The 16,902-nt window shown below is 49.1% G+C and carries 13 protein-coding genes; 6 read left to right on the forward strand and 7 right to left on the reverse strand.

Features of this window, described 5'->3' with window-relative positions; all coding sequences use genetic code 11:
• Positions 1–22 precede the first annotated feature (22 nt).
• The 6 genes from ACO0KV_RS01620 (at position 23) to ACO0KV_RS01645 (ending at position 9,810) form a co-directional block, all read left to right on the forward strand.
• Entirely contained in the window at positions 23–1,978 is a 1,956-nt protein-coding gene (locus ACO0KV_RS01620) for a polysaccharide biosynthesis protein (RefSeq protein ID WP_423039230.1), read from the forward strand.
• 82 nt (positions 1,979–2,060) lie between these two features.
• Complete coding sequence (locus ACO0KV_RS01625; protein ID WP_423039232.1) at positions 2,061–3,437, forward strand: phosphomannomutase/phosphoglucomutase; 1,377 nt, start codon at positions 2,061–2,063, stop codon at positions 3,435–3,437.
• Positions 3,438–3,630: 193 nt separating this feature from the next.
• The gene (gene waaC / locus ACO0KV_RS01630) at positions 3,631–4,611 is read left to right on the forward strand and encodes a lipopolysaccharide heptosyltransferase I (protein ID WP_423039234.1); all 981 of its coding nucleotides are present in this window, start codon (positions 3,631–3,633) and stop codon (positions 4,609–4,611) included.
• 189 nt (positions 4,612–4,800) lie between these two features.
• Positions 4,801–5,703, forward strand: a complete 903-nt coding sequence (locus ACO0KV_RS01635) for a DMT family transporter (protein WP_423039236.1) — start codon at positions 4,801–4,803, stop codon at positions 5,701–5,703.
• Between the two features lie 51 nt (positions 5,704–5,754).
• Positions 5,755–7,035 (forward strand): lipid IV(A) 3-deoxy-D-manno-octulosonic acid transferase, encoded by a 1,281-nt coding sequence (gene waaA, locus ACO0KV_RS01640; RefSeq protein ID WP_423039238.1) that lies wholly within the window; start codon positions 5,755–5,757, stop codon positions 7,033–7,035.
• Between the two features lie 279 nt (positions 7,036–7,314).
• Positions 7,315–9,810: an adenosylcobalamin-dependent ribonucleoside-diphosphate reductase gene (locus ACO0KV_RS01645; RefSeq protein WP_423039240.1), complete on the forward strand. Its 2,496-nt coding sequence runs from the start codon at positions 7,315–7,317 to the stop codon at positions 9,808–9,810.
• 204 nt (positions 9,811–10,014) lie between these two features.
• Here the strand turns inward: ACO0KV_RS01645 and ACO0KV_RS01650 are convergent, their stop codons facing one another.
• The 7 genes from ACO0KV_RS01650 to ACO0KV_RS01680 all read right to left on the reverse strand — a co-directional run bounded on the left by ACO0KV_RS01650 (position 10,015) and on the right by ACO0KV_RS01680 (position 16,901).
• Entirely contained in the window at positions 10,015–11,313 is a 1,299-nt protein-coding gene (locus ACO0KV_RS01650) for an MFS transporter (protein ID WP_423039242.1), read from the reverse strand.
• Between the two features lie 78 nt (positions 11,314–11,391).
• Complete coding sequence (locus tag ACO0KV_RS01655; protein WP_423039244.1) at positions 11,392–12,513, reverse strand: porin; 1,122 nt, start codon at positions 12,511–12,513, stop codon at positions 11,392–11,394.
• Positions 12,514–12,612: 99 nt separating this feature from the next.
• A complete protein-coding gene (locus tag ACO0KV_RS01660; protein WP_423039246.1) occupies positions 12,613–13,809 on the reverse strand; it encodes a multidrug effflux MFS transporter in 1,197 nt (398 codons plus the stop codon).
• The gene (aroQ, locus tag ACO0KV_RS01665) at positions 13,806–14,273 is read right to left on the reverse strand and encodes a type II 3-dehydroquinate dehydratase (protein ID WP_423039480.1); all 468 of its coding nucleotides are present in this window, start codon (positions 14,271–14,273) and stop codon (positions 13,806–13,808) included. Before aroQ ends, ACO0KV_RS01660 begins: the two co-directional genes overlap by 4 nt.
• Before the next feature lie 20 nt (positions 14,274–14,293).
• Positions 14,294–15,181 (reverse strand): sugar phosphate isomerase/epimerase family protein, encoded by an 888-nt coding sequence (locus tag ACO0KV_RS01670; RefSeq protein WP_423039248.1) that lies wholly within the window; start codon positions 15,179–15,181, stop codon positions 14,294–14,296.
• Positions 15,178–16,023 carry a shikimate dehydrogenase family protein gene (locus ACO0KV_RS01675; protein WP_423039250.1) on the reverse strand — a complete coding sequence of 282 codons (846 nt, stop codon included), beginning with the start codon at positions 16,021–16,023 and terminating at the stop codon, positions 15,178–15,180. Before ACO0KV_RS01675 ends, ACO0KV_RS01670 begins: the two co-directional genes overlap by 4 nt.
• Positions 16,020–16,901, reverse strand: a complete 882-nt coding sequence (locus ACO0KV_RS01680; protein ID WP_423039252.1) for a 4-hydroxyphenylpyruvate dioxygenase — start codon at positions 16,899–16,901, stop codon at positions 16,020–16,022. The genes ACO0KV_RS01675 and ACO0KV_RS01680 overlap by 4 nt, the downstream gene beginning before the upstream one ends.
• Between the last annotated feature and the right edge of the window lies 1 nt (position 16,902).

Consider the following 16,902-nt stretch of genomic DNA (forward strand, 5'->3'; position numbering starts at 1 on the left):
TTAGCACGAAAGTAGACACACCATGTTTCACTCTCTCCTCAGCTTATCCCGGGCGCAGAAACAGATACTGACTGCCAGTCTGGATACGATTTGTCTGCCCGTCATTTTTATTCTGGCGATCTCGCTTCGTTATGAAGGTTTTAATGCAGAATTATTTCATCATTACCTCGGTCTGATCGTCGCGACGCCCTTAATCTCAGTACCAGTTTTTATTCGCATCGGGCTATACCGCGCCGTATTACGTTTCATTGATCAAAAAATTATCAGTACTATTTTTATTGGCGTCAGTACCACCGTTTTGTTACTGACGTTCATCGGTATCATGCTACATATCTTACCGATTTCAAGGGCAATTTTTGGATTCTACTGGGCTGGGGCAATGCTGTATCTCTGCGCCAGCAGGTTTATTGCGCGTGGCTGGCTAATTAATGCAGGGATGTCAGAGAATGCCACTGCGATCTGTATTTACGGTGGTGGCAAAGCCGGTGCACTGTTAGCTGCGGCCTTAAAAACTGGCGGTGAGTATTACTGCGTGGCGTTTGTTGACGACAACAAAAACATACAAGGATCGACCATTGCCGGCATCAAAATCTATAGTCCATCCGATCTCGACTGGCTCATTCCCAAGCGAGGGATTAGGCAAATTTTACTGGCACTGCCATCGATTTCAAAACACCGGCAAAAACAGATTCTCGACCAACTAGAACATCTAAAACTTAAAATTAAGGTCACACCATCGATTCAAAGTTTGGTTAATGGTGAATTACGGGTTCAGGATATCCGTGATGTGGAAATCGAAGACTTACTGGGTCGTGATCAAGTCACCCCCGATGCGCGCTTGCTATCGGCTTGTATCACCAATAAACAAGTGATGGTGACTGGCGCTGGGGGTTCTATTGGCGCTGAATTATGCCGTCAGATTATTCGCCAGCAGCCGAAAAAGTTGATATTGCTGGAGATGTCTGAATATGCGTTATACGCGATCGAACAAGAACTGAGTCATCTGCAAAATCAGCTTGGTCTTGAATTGGAGATTATTCCTTTTCTTGGCACCGTACTTGATGCAGCGAAACTCAATAAAATTTTCTCCGCATATCAAGTCGACACGCTCTATCACGCAGCTGCCTACAAGCATGTACCGCTCGTTGAACATAATCCGATCGAAGGCATCCGCAACAATGTCTTTGGCACCTTATGTGTGGCGCAGGCAGCGATGCGGGCGCAGGTCCGTAATTTTGTATTGATCTCGACGGACAAAGCGGTGCGCCCGACCAATGTAATGGGTACCACCAAACGCCTTGCCGAATTAATTTTGCAGGCGTTCGCCAGCAAGCAGCATGGCACACGTTTTTGTATGGTGCGTTTTGGAAATGTGCTTGGATCGTCGGGCTCCGTCGTGCCGCTGTTCAGAAAGCAAATTATCGCAGGCGGACCGATTACGCTGACGCATCCTGAAATCACACGCTATTTCATGACCATTCCTGAAGCAGCGCAATTGGTCTTGCAAGCCGGCGCAATGGGTGACGATGGCGAAGTCTTTGTACTCGATATGGGTGAGCCAGTCAGAATTATCGATCTGGCGCGGCGGATGGTGCATTTAAGCGGACTGGAAATAAAAAGCGACGCCTGTCCCGACGGCACCATTGACATTGAGCATGTGGGTCTGCGTCCCGGAGAAAAGCTCTATGAAGAGTTACTCATCGGCGACAATGTCGAAGGCACTAGCCATCCTCTGATCATGCGCGCTCAAGAAAATAAAATCCCATGGGACCGTCTGCAACATTTCCTAGAGGAACTAGAACAGGCGTGCGATGCGTTCAACTATGCTGAAATTCGTGCTTTACTCATGAAAATAGTGGCAGAATACCAACCGCAATGTGGCATTGAGGATTTTATCTGGCAAGCCACCGAAGGCAACAAGGCGACAAGCGTAGACGTTGGCGGTACTGAAGGCCGCAAATTACGCTTATTGCCGTGAAACGAATTCAAGAGCACATGCTTTAAATTACTTATTTTGTATTACGCAATTAACTACCTATTCATCCTCTACTAAGGTCGCTATGTCTCTACTCTCTCCTAGCATTTTTAAAGCCTACGATATCCGCGGCATTATTGGTAAAACGCTTGATGCGGACGTCGCATTTCAAATCGGTCAGGCGTTCGGTACAGCCGCCCTCGCCAAAGGTGAAAAGGCAGTTGTCATCGGCCGCGATGGTCGTTTGTCAGGTCCTGAGTTGATCGCCGCACTGGCCAAAGGTTTGCAATCGACAGGCGTCGATGTCATTGATCTGGACGTCGTGGTTACGCCGATGGTGTATTTCGGCACCAACGTGTTGGGTGCGGCATCAGGCATCATGGTTACCGGTAGCCATAATCCGCCAGACTACAACGGTTTCAAAATGGTCTTGGCTGGCGAAGCAATTTATGGCGACGCGATTCAGGGATTGTATCAGGCGATCTTGAAAAAAGAATTTGTGACTGGCGCTGGTAACTATCGTACGCATGATATCAAAGCGACGTATCTGGAACGTATCATTGGCGACGTGAAACTGACTCGTCCAATCAAAATCGCTGTCGACTGCGGTAATGGTGTTGCTGGTGCATATGCAGCAGATTTATACCGTGGCATGGGCTGTGAAGTCATTGAATTATTTTGCGAAGTTGATGGCACCTTCCCTAACCATCACCCAGACCCAGCCCATCCAGAAAACTTGCAAGATCTGATCCGCTGCCTGCAAACGACCGATGCTGAAATTGGTCTGGCATTTGACGGCGACGGCGACCGTTTGGGCGTGGTAACAAAAGATGGTCAGATCATCTATCCTGACCGTCAATTAATGTTGTTTGCCGAGGACGTGCTGACACGCAACCCTGGCGCGCAAATTCTGTACGACGTGAAATGCACTCGCCATATCTCGGCATGGGTCAAAGCACGTGGTGGTGTGCCGCTGATGTGGAAAACGGGGCACTCCCTGGTCAAAGCCAAATTGCGCGAAACCGGCTCACCATTGGGCGGTGAAATGAGTGGTCACATCTTCTTTAAGGACCGCTGGTATGGTTTTGATGATGGTTTGTATGCAGGTGCACGTTTGCTGGAAATCCTCAGTCGCGTAGCAGACATGACAGCGACGCTAAATCAATTACCACAATCCGCTTCCACACCAGAATTGCAATTGCAACTGGCCGAAGGCGAAAACTTCAGCATCATCGCAGCAATGCAAGCCAATGCGAATTTCCCGGGCGCCGACGAAATCATTACCATTGATGGCCTGCGTGTTGAGTATCCAGATGGTTTTGGACTGGCGCGTTCTTCCAACACCACACCAGTGATCGTAATGCGTTTTGAAGCAGAAACGCCTGCAGCACTGGCACGGATTCAAGGCGCCTTGAAAGAAGCGATTCTGGCCGTTAAACCAGAAGCGCAATTGCCGTTCTAATTGAGATCATTCAACTATACTCCCTCCTAGTATTTTTAAACCACCCTGTCTCCATAAGGACAAATAGGGTGGTTTTTAACGATACTACTGGGGAGTAGTTGATTTTAGTGACTTAGCACACAAAATAATCAATCATCGCCATCCCATGTCGATGTCGATCCGATCACCACCTTCTTTCGTCCTTAGCCCTTCCGTGAAAATTCTTCTGATCCGCGTTTCTTCCCTTGGCGATGTCTTGCATAACATGCCTGTCGTTGACGATCTACGTCGTCATTTTAACGATGCGCAGATTGATTGGGTCGTCGAGGAAGGCTACGTTAATCTCGTCCGGTTGCACCCTGGTGTCCGACACATCATTCCGTTTGCGCTCCGACGCTGGCGTAAAAGTCTGCTCTCCGCAAACACACAACGCGAAATGAAACAGTTTTATCAGCAAGTACGCGCCGAAGAATATGATCTGGTCATTGAGACGCAAGGCTTGTTTAAAACAGGCATTATTATGGGCATGGCACGCCTTGTCTCTGGAGGCAACAAAGTCGGTCTTGCCAACGGCACAGAAGGGTCGGGCTACGAAGGTATTTCACGGATTTTTCATGACCAGAGTGTGCCAGTTGATCGACATACCCATGCCGTCCTGCGCGGCCGCCTAGTCGCGGCAGCCGCTGGTGGATATGTGGTTGATTCGCCAGCCAGATTTGGCCTGCTTGCACCAGAAGGCCATCCTGCGTGGCTGCCAGCGCATCCGTATGCAGTTTTTTTCCATGGCACAGCAGGTGCGACTAAGAAGTGGGCACGTACTCACTGGGTGGCCATTGCTGCGGAACTACAGCAGCACAATCTGCCTGTGTTACTGCCGTGGGGCAATGCCGCTGAAAAAGCCGAAGCAGAAGCGATGGCGCTGGACATGCCCAATGCTAGCATCCTGCCAGCACTGTCAATGCAGGAAGCAACGATTCTCGCTCAGTCAGCCGCACTCGCTATCGGCGTCGATACCGGACTCACCCATATCGCTGCGGCTTATGAAACGCCGACCATTGAGATCTATTGCGCGTCACCAAAATGGAAAACAGAAGGTAACTGGTCTGACAAAATTATCAATCTGGGTGATCAAGGCACCCCACCAACAGTTGATGAGGTCATTGGTGCGATCAAGCAATTGAGGACGCCTCGTTAATTGATCCGCACATCGCCAAAGAATTGTTGAACAGCTATCGAACGACCATCAAAATACAAAAACATCATTATTAATAAATTAATATTGCGCACTATTTTTGCCATTCTCCTTCATCTGGATTGCTTTGGGCAGCACCATGTCGGAAATTTCAGGTATATTCCGTCGTCCTGATTTGAGAACCCTCTTTGAATGACTACACGACAACACCTCGATGCCAACGCAACGATCATCATGTTACTCCTTTGCGTATGCTGGGGACTGCAACAGGTAGCGGTCAAACTGGCCACGCCAGTCATCAGCGCCAGCCTGCAACTCGGCTTACGCTCAGGTATTGCAGCGATGTTAGTACTCGCTTTAGTATGGTGGAAAAAAATTCCCTTCTCGTTACGTGATCGCCATGTCCTGCCGGGCACCTTGGCAGGGGTGTTGTTTGCATTAGAATTTTTGTGCGTCTCGTACGGTTTAACCTTTACCAGTGCTTCGCACATGTCGGTGTTTCTCTACACGGCACCAATTTTTACGGTGATCGGCTTACATGCGGTCATTCCGAGTGAGCGCTTGGATGCAAAACAATGGCTGGGCGTAGTCTCTGCCTTTGGCGGCATTACCATCGCGTTTTCAGGAGCGTTACAACAATCGCCGGATGCCTTCCATGAAATATTGATCGGTGATGGCCTTGGCGTGTTAGCCGCGCTGCTCTGGTCAGCCACAACCCTGACGATCCGTTTTTCCAGTCTGGCTGAAGCGGAGCCGACCACTACCCTGTTTTATCAACTAGCAGGAGCAGCTGTAATATTGATCGGCATTGTCCTCTGGCGTGGCGAACAATGGACCGCCTGGAATCAGATTACCTGGATCAGCATGTTCTTTCAAAGCGTGATTGTGGCTTTTGCCAGCTACCTGGCATGGTTCTGGCTGATGCGCCGTTATTTGGTGTCCCGTTTATCGGTTTTTTCTTTTTTGACGCCACTTTTTGGGGTGGCGGCAGGCGTGATGCTGATGCACGATACAATTAGTCCACGTTTTGCAATTGGCGCGGTCATGGTACTCGGTGGTATCGTGCTGGTGAATGTCAAGAAACAAACACCCTAACTGAACAAACCAATTGAACAAAATCACTGAATCCTATTTAGATCTTTTTTAATGCGCCTTCTTTACTCATTCATCTGGGGTTTGTCCCTTCCCTTCGCCTTATTTCGTTTGTGGTGGCGAGGTCGCAAGGAACCCGGCTATCGACAGCATATCGCTGAGCGTCTGGGCTTTTACTCACGCTACGACAGCACGCCAACGATCTGGGTACATGCTGTCTCTGCCGGAGAAACACGCGCTGCCGAGCCACTGATCCGTGCCTTATTAGCAACCTACCCACAGCATCAACTGTTGCTCACGCACATGACCGCCACCGGACGCGAAACCGGCGGCAAACTATTTGCAGATGTGCAAAACCGCCTACGACAATCGTATTTACCCTATGACATCAATTGGATGATACGCCGCTTTTTGATGCATTATTCACCACAGTTATGCATCCTAATTGAAACAGAAGTCTGGCCAAATCTGATTGCGCAATGTCAACAACATCATATTCCAGTCACGCTCGTCAATGGCCGCTTATCAGCCAAATCGCTCAGAAAAGCACAACGCATGGCGTCACTGATTTTACCTGCAGCACACGCCATCAGCGCCGTTGCAGCACAATCCAATCCGGATGCCGAGCGTTTAAAAGAATTAGGCATCAGCCATCCCATCATTACTGGCAACATCAAGTTTGACGTCACACCGCCAATCGTTATGGCGGAGCGCGGTGCCGCGCTGCGGCGTAGTCTTGGAGATCGTGCCGTTATTTTGTGTGCCAGTACCAGAGATGGCGAAGAAGAATTGATTCTCGACGCTTTTCTGGAGCAATTTCCCCTACTGGAGCAGCCACCGCTACTGATGATCACGCCGCGCCATCCGCAACGCTTTGATGAGGTAGCACAAATGATCGAAGCGCGCGGTATTGCCTACGTGAGACGCTCTGCATTTGATCACAATCTCGTCACCCCAATTTCCGAGAAAGTACAGTTGGTGCTAGGAGATAGCATGGGCGAAATGTATATGTATTACGCCATGGCAGATGTCGCATTTGTCGGTGGTAGTCTGGTATCACTGGGTGGCCATAATCTGATTGAGGCTTGTGCGATGGGCAAACCCGTATTAACCGGATTGCATACCTTCAATTTTTCAGAAATTACCGATCAGGCGATCGCTGCTCATGCCGCTGTGCGCGTTGATGGCGCACGTAGTATGCTACGGGAAGCACTGGCTTTAGTGGGTGACGACAAAAAACGCCAGCAGATGGGCAGCAGCGCTCATGCCTTCTTTCTGCAACACCAGGGGGCCACGTCCAGAACGATGGACATATTGAAACCTTTCATCCACTAAACCCGGCCTTTATCCATGCTGCACTCAATGATAAGCAACTACCTTGAGCCGCAGCATCAGCTACGCATCAAAAGCAACGGATCAATACTGAGTGAAATAGTTTAATAAAGTACAAGAATTCCCCCTGATCCAGGCATCTTGATGAGAGTCAAGGCGCCTAGGTCTTCGCCGTCTATACTGATACGGTCAGGTACGCAGTTCACCTGAAATGATCATGACCGGCGACATCACCAGACGAACGACTCTCTCTGATTACATAAAGTACAACTTAAGCACAACATGAACGCCAACGAAAAAATCCTAGGAATCACTGACATGGCTCCTCAAGAAATATCCCTCGATGTCTTGCTAGAAAAATACGCTAAAGGTAATGAGGCCAGCATCCACGATGTGCAGGCACGTGTCGCCAAGGCCTTAGCCAGCGTCGAGCAAGCAGATACCCAGGCTTACTACGAAGAAAAATTCTTGTGGGCACAAAAGAATGGCTTTGTCCCAGCTGGTCGTATTAATTCAGCGGCAGGCATGGATTTGCATGCGACCCTGATCAATTGCTTCGTGCAACCAGTCGGTGACTCTGTTTCCAGCCCAACTGATGGCAAGCCAGGTATTTACGCCGCCTTAGCAGACGCCGCAGAAACCATGCGCCGTGGTGGTGGAGTTGGTTACGATTTCTCCAGCATCCGCCCAAAAGATGCGTTGGTGCGTGGCACACGTTCACGTGCATCGGGTCCAGTTTCATTCATGCAAGTGTTCAACGCCTCTTGTTCAACTGTCGAGTCCGCAGGCGCGCGCCGTGGTGCGCAGATGGGCGTTTTGCGTGGCGATCATCCTGACATTCTGGAATTCATCCGTTCTAAAGACGAAGGTGGTTTAACCAACTTCAATATTTCGATCGGCGTCACTGACGAGTTCATGCACGCCGTCGCGAATGATGTTGATTTCTGTCTGGTCCACAAAGCAGAACCAAGCGAAGACAAAAAAGCCAACGGCGCGTATCAACGTGAAGACGGCATCTGGGTATACGAAACCGTCCGCGCACGCGATCTGTGGGACGTCGTCATGAAGTCCACCTACGATCATGCAGAACCAGGCATTTTGTTCTTGTCACGCATGAACGCAGAAAACAATTTGTACTACTGCGAAAAAATTGAAGCGACCAATCCTTGCGCAGAACAACCTTTGCCAGATTACGGTTGCTGTTGCCTCGGCTCAGTCAATTTGACTCGCTTTATCAACAAGCCATTCAGTGACGTCAGCCATTTTGATTTCACAGCATTCCAAGAAGTCGTTACCGTTGCAACACGGATGCTCGATAACGTGCTTGATGCAACCGCTTGGCCATTGACGCAACAACAGGCCGAAGCGATGTCCAAACGCCGCGTGGGCTTGGGCTTCTTGGGTCTGGGTAGCGCGCTCGTGATGCTGGGTATCCGGTATGACTCCGAAGAAGGTCGTGAATTTGCACGTCAGGTATCCGAAACCATGCGTGATGCGTCTTACGTTGCATCGGCTGAATTAGCAAAAGAAAAAGGCGCGTTCCCCCTGTTTAACAGCAAGGATTACCTCGCTGGTAGTTTCGCACAACGGTTGCCAAAACAAGTCCGCGCGCTGATCAAGAAAAATGGTCTGCGCAACTCACACTTACTGTCGATTGCACCAACCGGCACCATTACCTTAGCATTTGCAGATAACGCTTCTAACGGTATCGAACCCGCATTTTCATGGGTGTACAACCGTAAGAAACGCATGGCCGTTGGCGATGCCCGTATCTATGAAGTAGCTGACCATGCATGGCGCCTATACCGCTCCATGGGCAATGATGTTTCTGATGACAGCAAACTGCCATCGCAGTTTGTCACGGCACTGAACATGTCTGCCAGCGATCACATGAAGATGCTGCAAGTCGTGCAGCCGTATATTGATTCAGCGATTTCTAAAACGGTCAACGTACCGGCTGACTATCCTTACGCCGACTTCCAGAATCTGTATATGGACGCTTGGCGCGCTGGCCTCAAAGGCCTGGCGACATATCGTCCGAATAGTATTCTAGGCAGCGTATTATCCGTCGCGTCCAGTACCCCTGAGGAGGCACCAGAAGCCAAAACGATGCCAGACGAAGACTTACTGCGTAAGCAATTTGATGGCCGCCCATTTGGCGATCTCGAATCCGTGACGTCGAAAATCCAGTACATGACCTACGAAGGTAAAAAAACCGTCTACCTGACCGTGAGCTTTATTCACGTACAAGGCATAGTCGGTGGCGAACACGTGACGATAGAACGTCCATTTGAGTTCTTCATGCCAGCAGGTCAAAAGAACGATGGCCAGCAATGGATTTCTGCCAGTATGCGTCTGCTGTCGATGGCTGCTCGCTCCGGTGGATCGATTGCCAAAGCACTGGCTGACATGCGTGAAGTGGTCTGGGATAAAGGCACCGTTCGCTGCGGTACGCTCACCAAAGATGATGGCACCCAGGCACCACTGTTCCACGAATCTGAAGTCGCAGCGATTGGTTATTCTCTGCAACGAATCTTGATGAAACGTGGCTATCTCGATGCTTCTGGCAATCAGATTCCGGTTCACGTTCTGGCAGAGAAATTCAAAGCCCGTATGCAACAATACGGCCTCGATGACCTCGCCTACGAAGCCGACAGCGCCCCTATCAGCTACATCCCCACTGGCAAAAAATGTCCGGATTGTGGCGCCCACGCACTACAAAAAATAGATGGCTGCAGCCGTTGTGTTTCTTGTGGTTATGTAGGAGCTTGTGGTTAATGATGCTAGACGCTTGGCGCTCACCACTGTAAGGTAAAGCGTCAGCGACGACGTAGCGTTATGAAAAACATGCCAGCGACTACGCTGGCATGTTTTATTGGATTGTGTGTTGATTGCAGTCCCCACCCGAATAAGATGAGAAGCAGGTAATTTTATTCCCAACGATCAGTAATCGCCACAGAAAATATCCGCAGAAAATGAAAGTTATCCTAACTCATCCATGGATACTTTATAAGTTTCGCGACAAGTAGCGACTGAAGTTGCTGAGATCAGCGCTGTCAGTGTCACAAATGCAGCAACGGGCATCCAGCCACTTGGACCAGATTGCAAAATAGAGGCACTGATCGTTGGTGCAAAGCCGCCGAGTGCAAAGCCGATCTGAGTACCAATCGCCATGCCTGACAAACGGACTCGTGTACCAAACATCTCGCCATACAGCGATGGCCATACACCATTTGCTGCACTGTACACTACACCGGACAAGAGCAAACCAAACGTAAAGATCAAAGGAATATTGACTTCGCTGATCGCCCACATATACGGCCATATCAGTGCTGCAGATCCAATTGCACCAAAAATGAATACCGGCTTTCTGCCAATTCGATCAGACAGTGCAGCAAAGGTTGGAATCGCAGCGAGCGCGACCACATTGGCAAGAACCAGAACAGTCAGCATTGTTGAGCGTGGAATATGCATCGTATTGACAGCATATGACAACGTGAACACACTAAAAATCGTACTGACAACCGATACCAATGCTGCAAAAATCACACGTATGACATTCGCTTTATTACTAGTAAACAGCATTGTCACAGGCGCTTTTTGGGATTTTCTATCCCCGTCTTTAAACGCCGGCGTTTCAGGCAAAGTTCTGCGCACCCACATACCAACGGCAACCACAACCGCACTCAAGAAGAAAGGAATGCGCCATCCCCAGGACAATAATTGATCTTCCGGTAAAGCAGAAATAGGCAGAAATACTAAGGTGGCCAAAATCAATCCGGCCTGTGTGCCGCTCAGTGTAAAACTAGTGAAAAATGCACGTCGATGTGCTGGCGCGTGTTCCAGCGTCATTGAATTTGCACCCGCTTGTTCTCCGGCAGCAGACAAACCTTGCAGCATGCGAAGTACCACTAACATAATTGGGGCAGCAATACCAATCTGACTGTACGTTGGTAACAAACCGACTAAAAATGTCGACGTGCCCATCAACAGTAAGGTAAATGTCAGTACCCGTTTGCGGCCATAAATGTCACCGACATGGCCAAGAATAACAGCACCAATAGGACGGGTTACATAGCCAACACCAAAGGTGGCAAACGCTGCAATCGTTGCTGTTGCAGGATCAAAAGAAGGAAAAAATATTTTCCCGAAAACTAAAGCTGCTGCAGTGCCGTAAATAAAAAAATCATAATATTCAACTGCGCTACCTATCCAACTGGCGAGTGCAGCTTTCCGTGAAGCATTGGTTGATGAGTGACTATTCGTAGATGATAGTGACATGGTGGATTCTCAAAAAAAATAGGAAGTACGAGCACCAGTAGCACAAACCTTTGTGCTACTGAACTATCAGGTAAATGTTTAAAACTTGTGAACTACACCGGCTTGTACGCCACTCAGTCGTTGGCCATTCACATCTGCGCCGGCTAGATTCGCGGTTGGACCAGCAGAACCACTAAAGCGGAAGCCAGCATTGGACTGGTTAGTCAACACACTAGCGAACGAATACAAAATCGTTCTTTTGGAGAGATCGTAGAACACGCCAATGTTGCCACCTTTAGCACCTGCACTGGTGTCAGAAGTATCTTTAATGACGCCATACAAAGCACCAACACGCACCTGCGAACTGATGCGGTAATCTGCAGATAATTGGTAGATATTAAAATAGCGGTAGGCATTTTTATCAGTACCAGCCACCAGATTATTTGGATTAGCGATATTGCTAAGGATAGTACCCGCAGTCAGACCATTCGCATTGGATGTGACGTTATTACTTCTTACATAAGCTACATAGACTTTCCCTGAACCATATTCATAGTCAGCATACAAGTTATGATAAACAATCTTTTCCTGCACTGTGCCTGTTGGCGCCGGCTTTGCCGACAACCCAGCATAACCAGCACGATACGGACCATTGGTATAATCTAATGCAAGCTGGACCACTGCACTTTGACTCAAACCACCTCCCGCTTGTTCGCCCAACGCATAATGTGCAACTCCCTGAAACCCGGCAATACGTGGGCTCTTGTATGAGATGTCATTATCATAGCGAGAAGGTACGCCGAACGTGTTGATAACAGAACCGAACGTTGTGCGGTCAGTGTAGTCAATAGCGCCACCAATATAAAATATTTCAGTATTTTGGCGTCCAAGACGGAACTCACCGACTGGCGTACTTATCCCTACCCACGCCTGACGATCGAATAAATGATTCGAATCTGCTGACGCACCAGTACCAGCATTCAATCCTTGCTCAAGCGTGTATTTGACTTGATAACCATGACCTAATTCTTCTGTTCCGCGAAATCCCAAACGGCTTCGCAAAATGCTGCCATCATTGAGGCCAATGACGTTCTTACCGCTACTGCTGCTGATATAGCCAATATATTGATCAATGTCGCCATAAATTGTGACATTGCTTTGAGCCTGAGAAACAGAAGAGCATGCAGCAATCGCTGCAGCTGCTATTATTTTTTTGTTCATGGTTATCTCCAATAAATTAATTTTAATAGTGATTGACAGATGACGTTGTCTCTATCATTTCCCCCTCAAAGTGCAGAAGAAGTGAGGGGCCTTCTTACCTCATACAAATTTCAATGTACGTTCAGAATAAGCACGTGGGATCGCAAACCAGGATAAGGTTACGAGCAGAATGGCAAGACTTAGCATGGTCAACACTAACGTCTCCGACGCTTTAACTGCACTATGAGAAATCAATTGGCCAACGACAAAAGCGGTGGAGGTAATTAAGAAGCCTGACCAAGCAGCGGCGCGGCCTGCGCAATCGGGAAATGGCGCGACCGCACCACCTTGTCCGCACGGCTGATGAAAACCATGACCCAACATATAGATGCATTGAGGTATAACCATTGCCAACACCGTGTGATAGCCGAAATGCCAGAGCAAGAATTCGCTAACGCCACCAATCAACGATAAACTGGCACCCAATTTAACGACATGAGGAACCGGCCATACCGTCAAGGACTTGCGACATACCAAGGTGCCCGCTAAAAATGCCAGAGAACAGAGTGCAGGCAATACGCCATAAGCCACCCGTGACATACCGAATTCACCAATAAAAACAAACGGTGACAACATCAGAAAGGCAATCGCACCGCTGTAACTGAATCCCGCAAGTAATGAGGAAAATAGAAATTTTTGATGCGTCATAAAATGCATCGCCGTCACCGATATATCTTGTTCTTTTACGGCATGATTTTCAGTAAAATAAAAAAATACAGTGCACCACGTCAGCACACCAAAGACAGCAATCATTGCCATCGTGATATGCCATCCGACGTATTCAGTAACTAGTCCACCAAACACCGGTGCTAACACACCAATCACACTCATTCCCGTCATGCTGCGCGCCATGATGCCTAATCCCGCGGCACCACTGTACTGATCACGGATAATTGCTCGGGCACTGATAACAGCTGCGGCAGTTGCTGCCCCCTGCACCACACGACTGAGTAATAGAAAAGGCAAACTAGTCGCAGCAGCACCGAGAATGCCCGCCAAGGTATAGATCGCTAGTCCCCATAACAAGGTACGACGCCTGCCATAACGATCTGAAATCGTACCGGCCACCAACTGCATAAAACCGAACGAAATAATGTAGGCAGTTAACGTCCACTGTACTTGTCCGATCGAGCTAGAAAGATCGTTGGCAATTTGCGGCAATGCCGGCAAATACATATCCGTCGCCACTACCTGCGAGGCGAGCAAGAGCATCAGTAACAGGCTGATCAGGTTCGCTGATGCGGTGGTATTTTTCATATTCTTTGGTCGCATTGAGTCAAGTGCGCCATCGCAGCAATGGCCAGCACATACCCCTGCGTGCCAAAACCAAACATCACACCAGCAGCGACCGCCGATATATAGGACTGATGGCGAAAGCTCTCACGCGCGTGGACATTAGAAATATGTAATTCGATGACGCGTAACTGAGCACCTTTGATGGCATCTGCAATAGCGATTGACGTATGGGTATAAGCACCAGCGTTAAGAATGACCCCAGCAACCTGACCAGCAGCTTGCGCAGCGCCCGCTTCATGTATCCAGTCGATCAGTACACCTTCATGGTTAGACTGGCGAAAATCAGCGCGCAACTGATGCTGATCACAAGAATGCTCACACAACTGACGTACATCGTCGAGCGTTTGTAGGCCATACGTTGCTGGCTCACGCTGACCGAGTAAATTCAGGTTGGGACCATTGAGGATTAAAACGGTTTTCATGATTTGTCTTATTCCTGATTCAATCAAGCCATCATCGGATGACCAGGAACAGGCAAGCGCATGTTCAGACTACGACGCAATACCTGATCGGTCACCCATTTGGCGGCGGCATGCGCACGCCGCGCGACAATCTCAGGTGATAATTGCAAGTAGTCATCATTAAAGACTTCAAAACTAAAATCACCGCGATAGCCATTTTTATCCAGTCTACGCAACAACTCACTGAGTTCACTTGAGTGAATTCCTTCACCAGGAAAGACACGCAGATGACGCGCTGTTTCTAACCGTTCTTCCGCACTGCGGATGTCACGCCACATAAAATCAGATAGCTGCACCATCGCGATTTTATGACTTGGGATGTCTTCCAAGTTGTCTAAATTTGCGCGGTTGGCGAGCATATGAAAACTGTCGATCACTACCCCTAAATTCGAATGATCTGCCATTTCAACGGCGGCCCAGGACTGTTCATATTGGTTAATATGACGCCCCCATGAGAGGGCTTCAAAACCGACCTTCACACCCAACGGCACAGCGAGCGTCGCTAATTTAGCGAGCTGACGCGCGATCAAAGGCATATCCCCACTTGCATGGCTAGAGGTGCTAGAACACACCATCAGCAATGGCGCACCGACCGCCTGACAAACCTGCAGCATATTCTTGGCAATATCGAGTTTGTATTCGTGCAATGGTCCCGTGAGCCCTTCGTAATCACGCATCACCTGAATCCCGGTCACGCGTACGCCGCTGGCACGTACCACACGGACTGCCTCGCTCAAGCCGCCAGGATGCGAGGCGAGATCTTTCGCCCACAACATAATTTGCGAAAAACCAACCGCTTTAGAGGCGGCTAATTTCGATTCCAAAGGGCCGGCCAGTGTAATGCTGTCCATGCCGAAGTTACTCAGATTCATAGCGCTCCCAAGGCTCTAAATTGCTCAGAAGAGACGCCCGGCCAACCAAACAGCTCTAGGTATAAAGGCGCTTGCTCAATCAGCATTTCACGTCCTTTCTGAATCCGGCAACCTCGTTGCTCTGCTAGCGTCAACAAGCGGGTCATCTCAATTTTCATACCGCAATCAGCGACGATGCAATTTGGCGATAAGCCAGTCAGATCAAGTGGTAATGGATCTTCTGCATGCATCCCCAACGGCGTGGAGTTCACAATCAAGTCGTAGCCTTGCGCATGCGGGTCAGCAATGCTGATTTTTATTTCTCGATACGCTTCTTGCAGGCGTTGACGCAACGATTGCGCTTGCTCGATTCGGGTGTCATACAAGGCGACTTCGCCAATACCGCGCGTCGCTAACGCGGTCGCGATGGCACAACCAACGCCGCCGCTTCCTACAACCAGCGCACGTGAGTTGATCCAGTCAAACGGTGCAATCGCACAGGTACGATCAAGCGCACGTACAAAACCTTCGCCATCAATCAAATCACCGATGAGTTGTCCGTCAGCATTTTTATAAACAGCATTACATGCAGATGCCAAAGCAGCCCTTGGCGTAACCTCATCAACGCTGTGTACTGTCATGGGCTTATGCGGAATCGACACGAAGATACCGCCTACATTTTCAATCGCCATGAGTGTGCGTACCGTCGCGGTGTACGCCTCCGGCGCGACTTTGAGCGGGATGACACGGGCATCGATATTATGCTGCTTGAAATACGTGTTAAATAAGACTGGCGCTTTCACTTGTTCTACCGGCCAACCAATAACAAAAAATATACGTGTGGTTCCAGAAATTTCGATCATGCTGTGTGCTCCGGACGGCTGATCACCAGCTCAAAACTGATACCGCCCTTGTAAAGTTGGGTCAACGCACCTTTCTCGCTCGACGGAGCACCCGCTCTATCGACAAACACGATGCCTCTTTGTTTTAATTCGTTCACCGCTTGCAACACGTCAGGCGCACCAATACCGATACGTATCAATTGTTCGTCCCATTGCAAACCAGCAGCACCTTCTGGCGGCTCGATCAATTGCAGATAGAAAGAATGACAAGGACTTTCCAGCAATAAGCCTTTTGGTAATACGCCAAAAAAATGCCCCTCCGGCAAAAGCCGAAAATCCATCAGCTGCTGGTAAAAATCGATCCATTCTGGTGAGCGGTCGCGTCCTATCGCCTGCACCACACCAAAGAAATGCATACCAGCAATTGCAGGAGGATATTGAGGTACGCCAGGGATGGGTTTGAAGTCGACGTCGTAGATAGAAAAATCACGTACACGATCAACAAAATATAAAATCGAATCGCCAGCGCCATGAACGCCAGGAATATTTAGTTCCATCACACCAGCCCGTGTTTGGATGCTCCAGGCGCCCATGTCAATGGCATGACGATAGGCTAGATCTGCATCGCGTACGCGTAGCGCGATGGCGCTGATACTCGTTGATTGTGTATCTGGTACCGATGGCGGCAATGCAGTAGGATCAGCATTGACGATGATATTCATGCTGCCCTGACGATATAAGGTCACTTCGCGAGAACGATGACGCGCGGTTGCTACAAAACCCATCTGTTCTAACAACGCACCAAACACCAATGGCCGGGCAGTTGCATATTCGATAAATTCGATGCCATCAATGCCCAGTGGATTATTCGGTTCAGGCAAATATTCTTGTACACTCATT

It is taken from the genome of Undibacterium sp. RuRC25W (genome assembly GCF_049339825.1).
GTDB lineage: Bacteria > Pseudomonadota > Gammaproteobacteria > Burkholderiales > Burkholderiaceae_D > Undibacterium.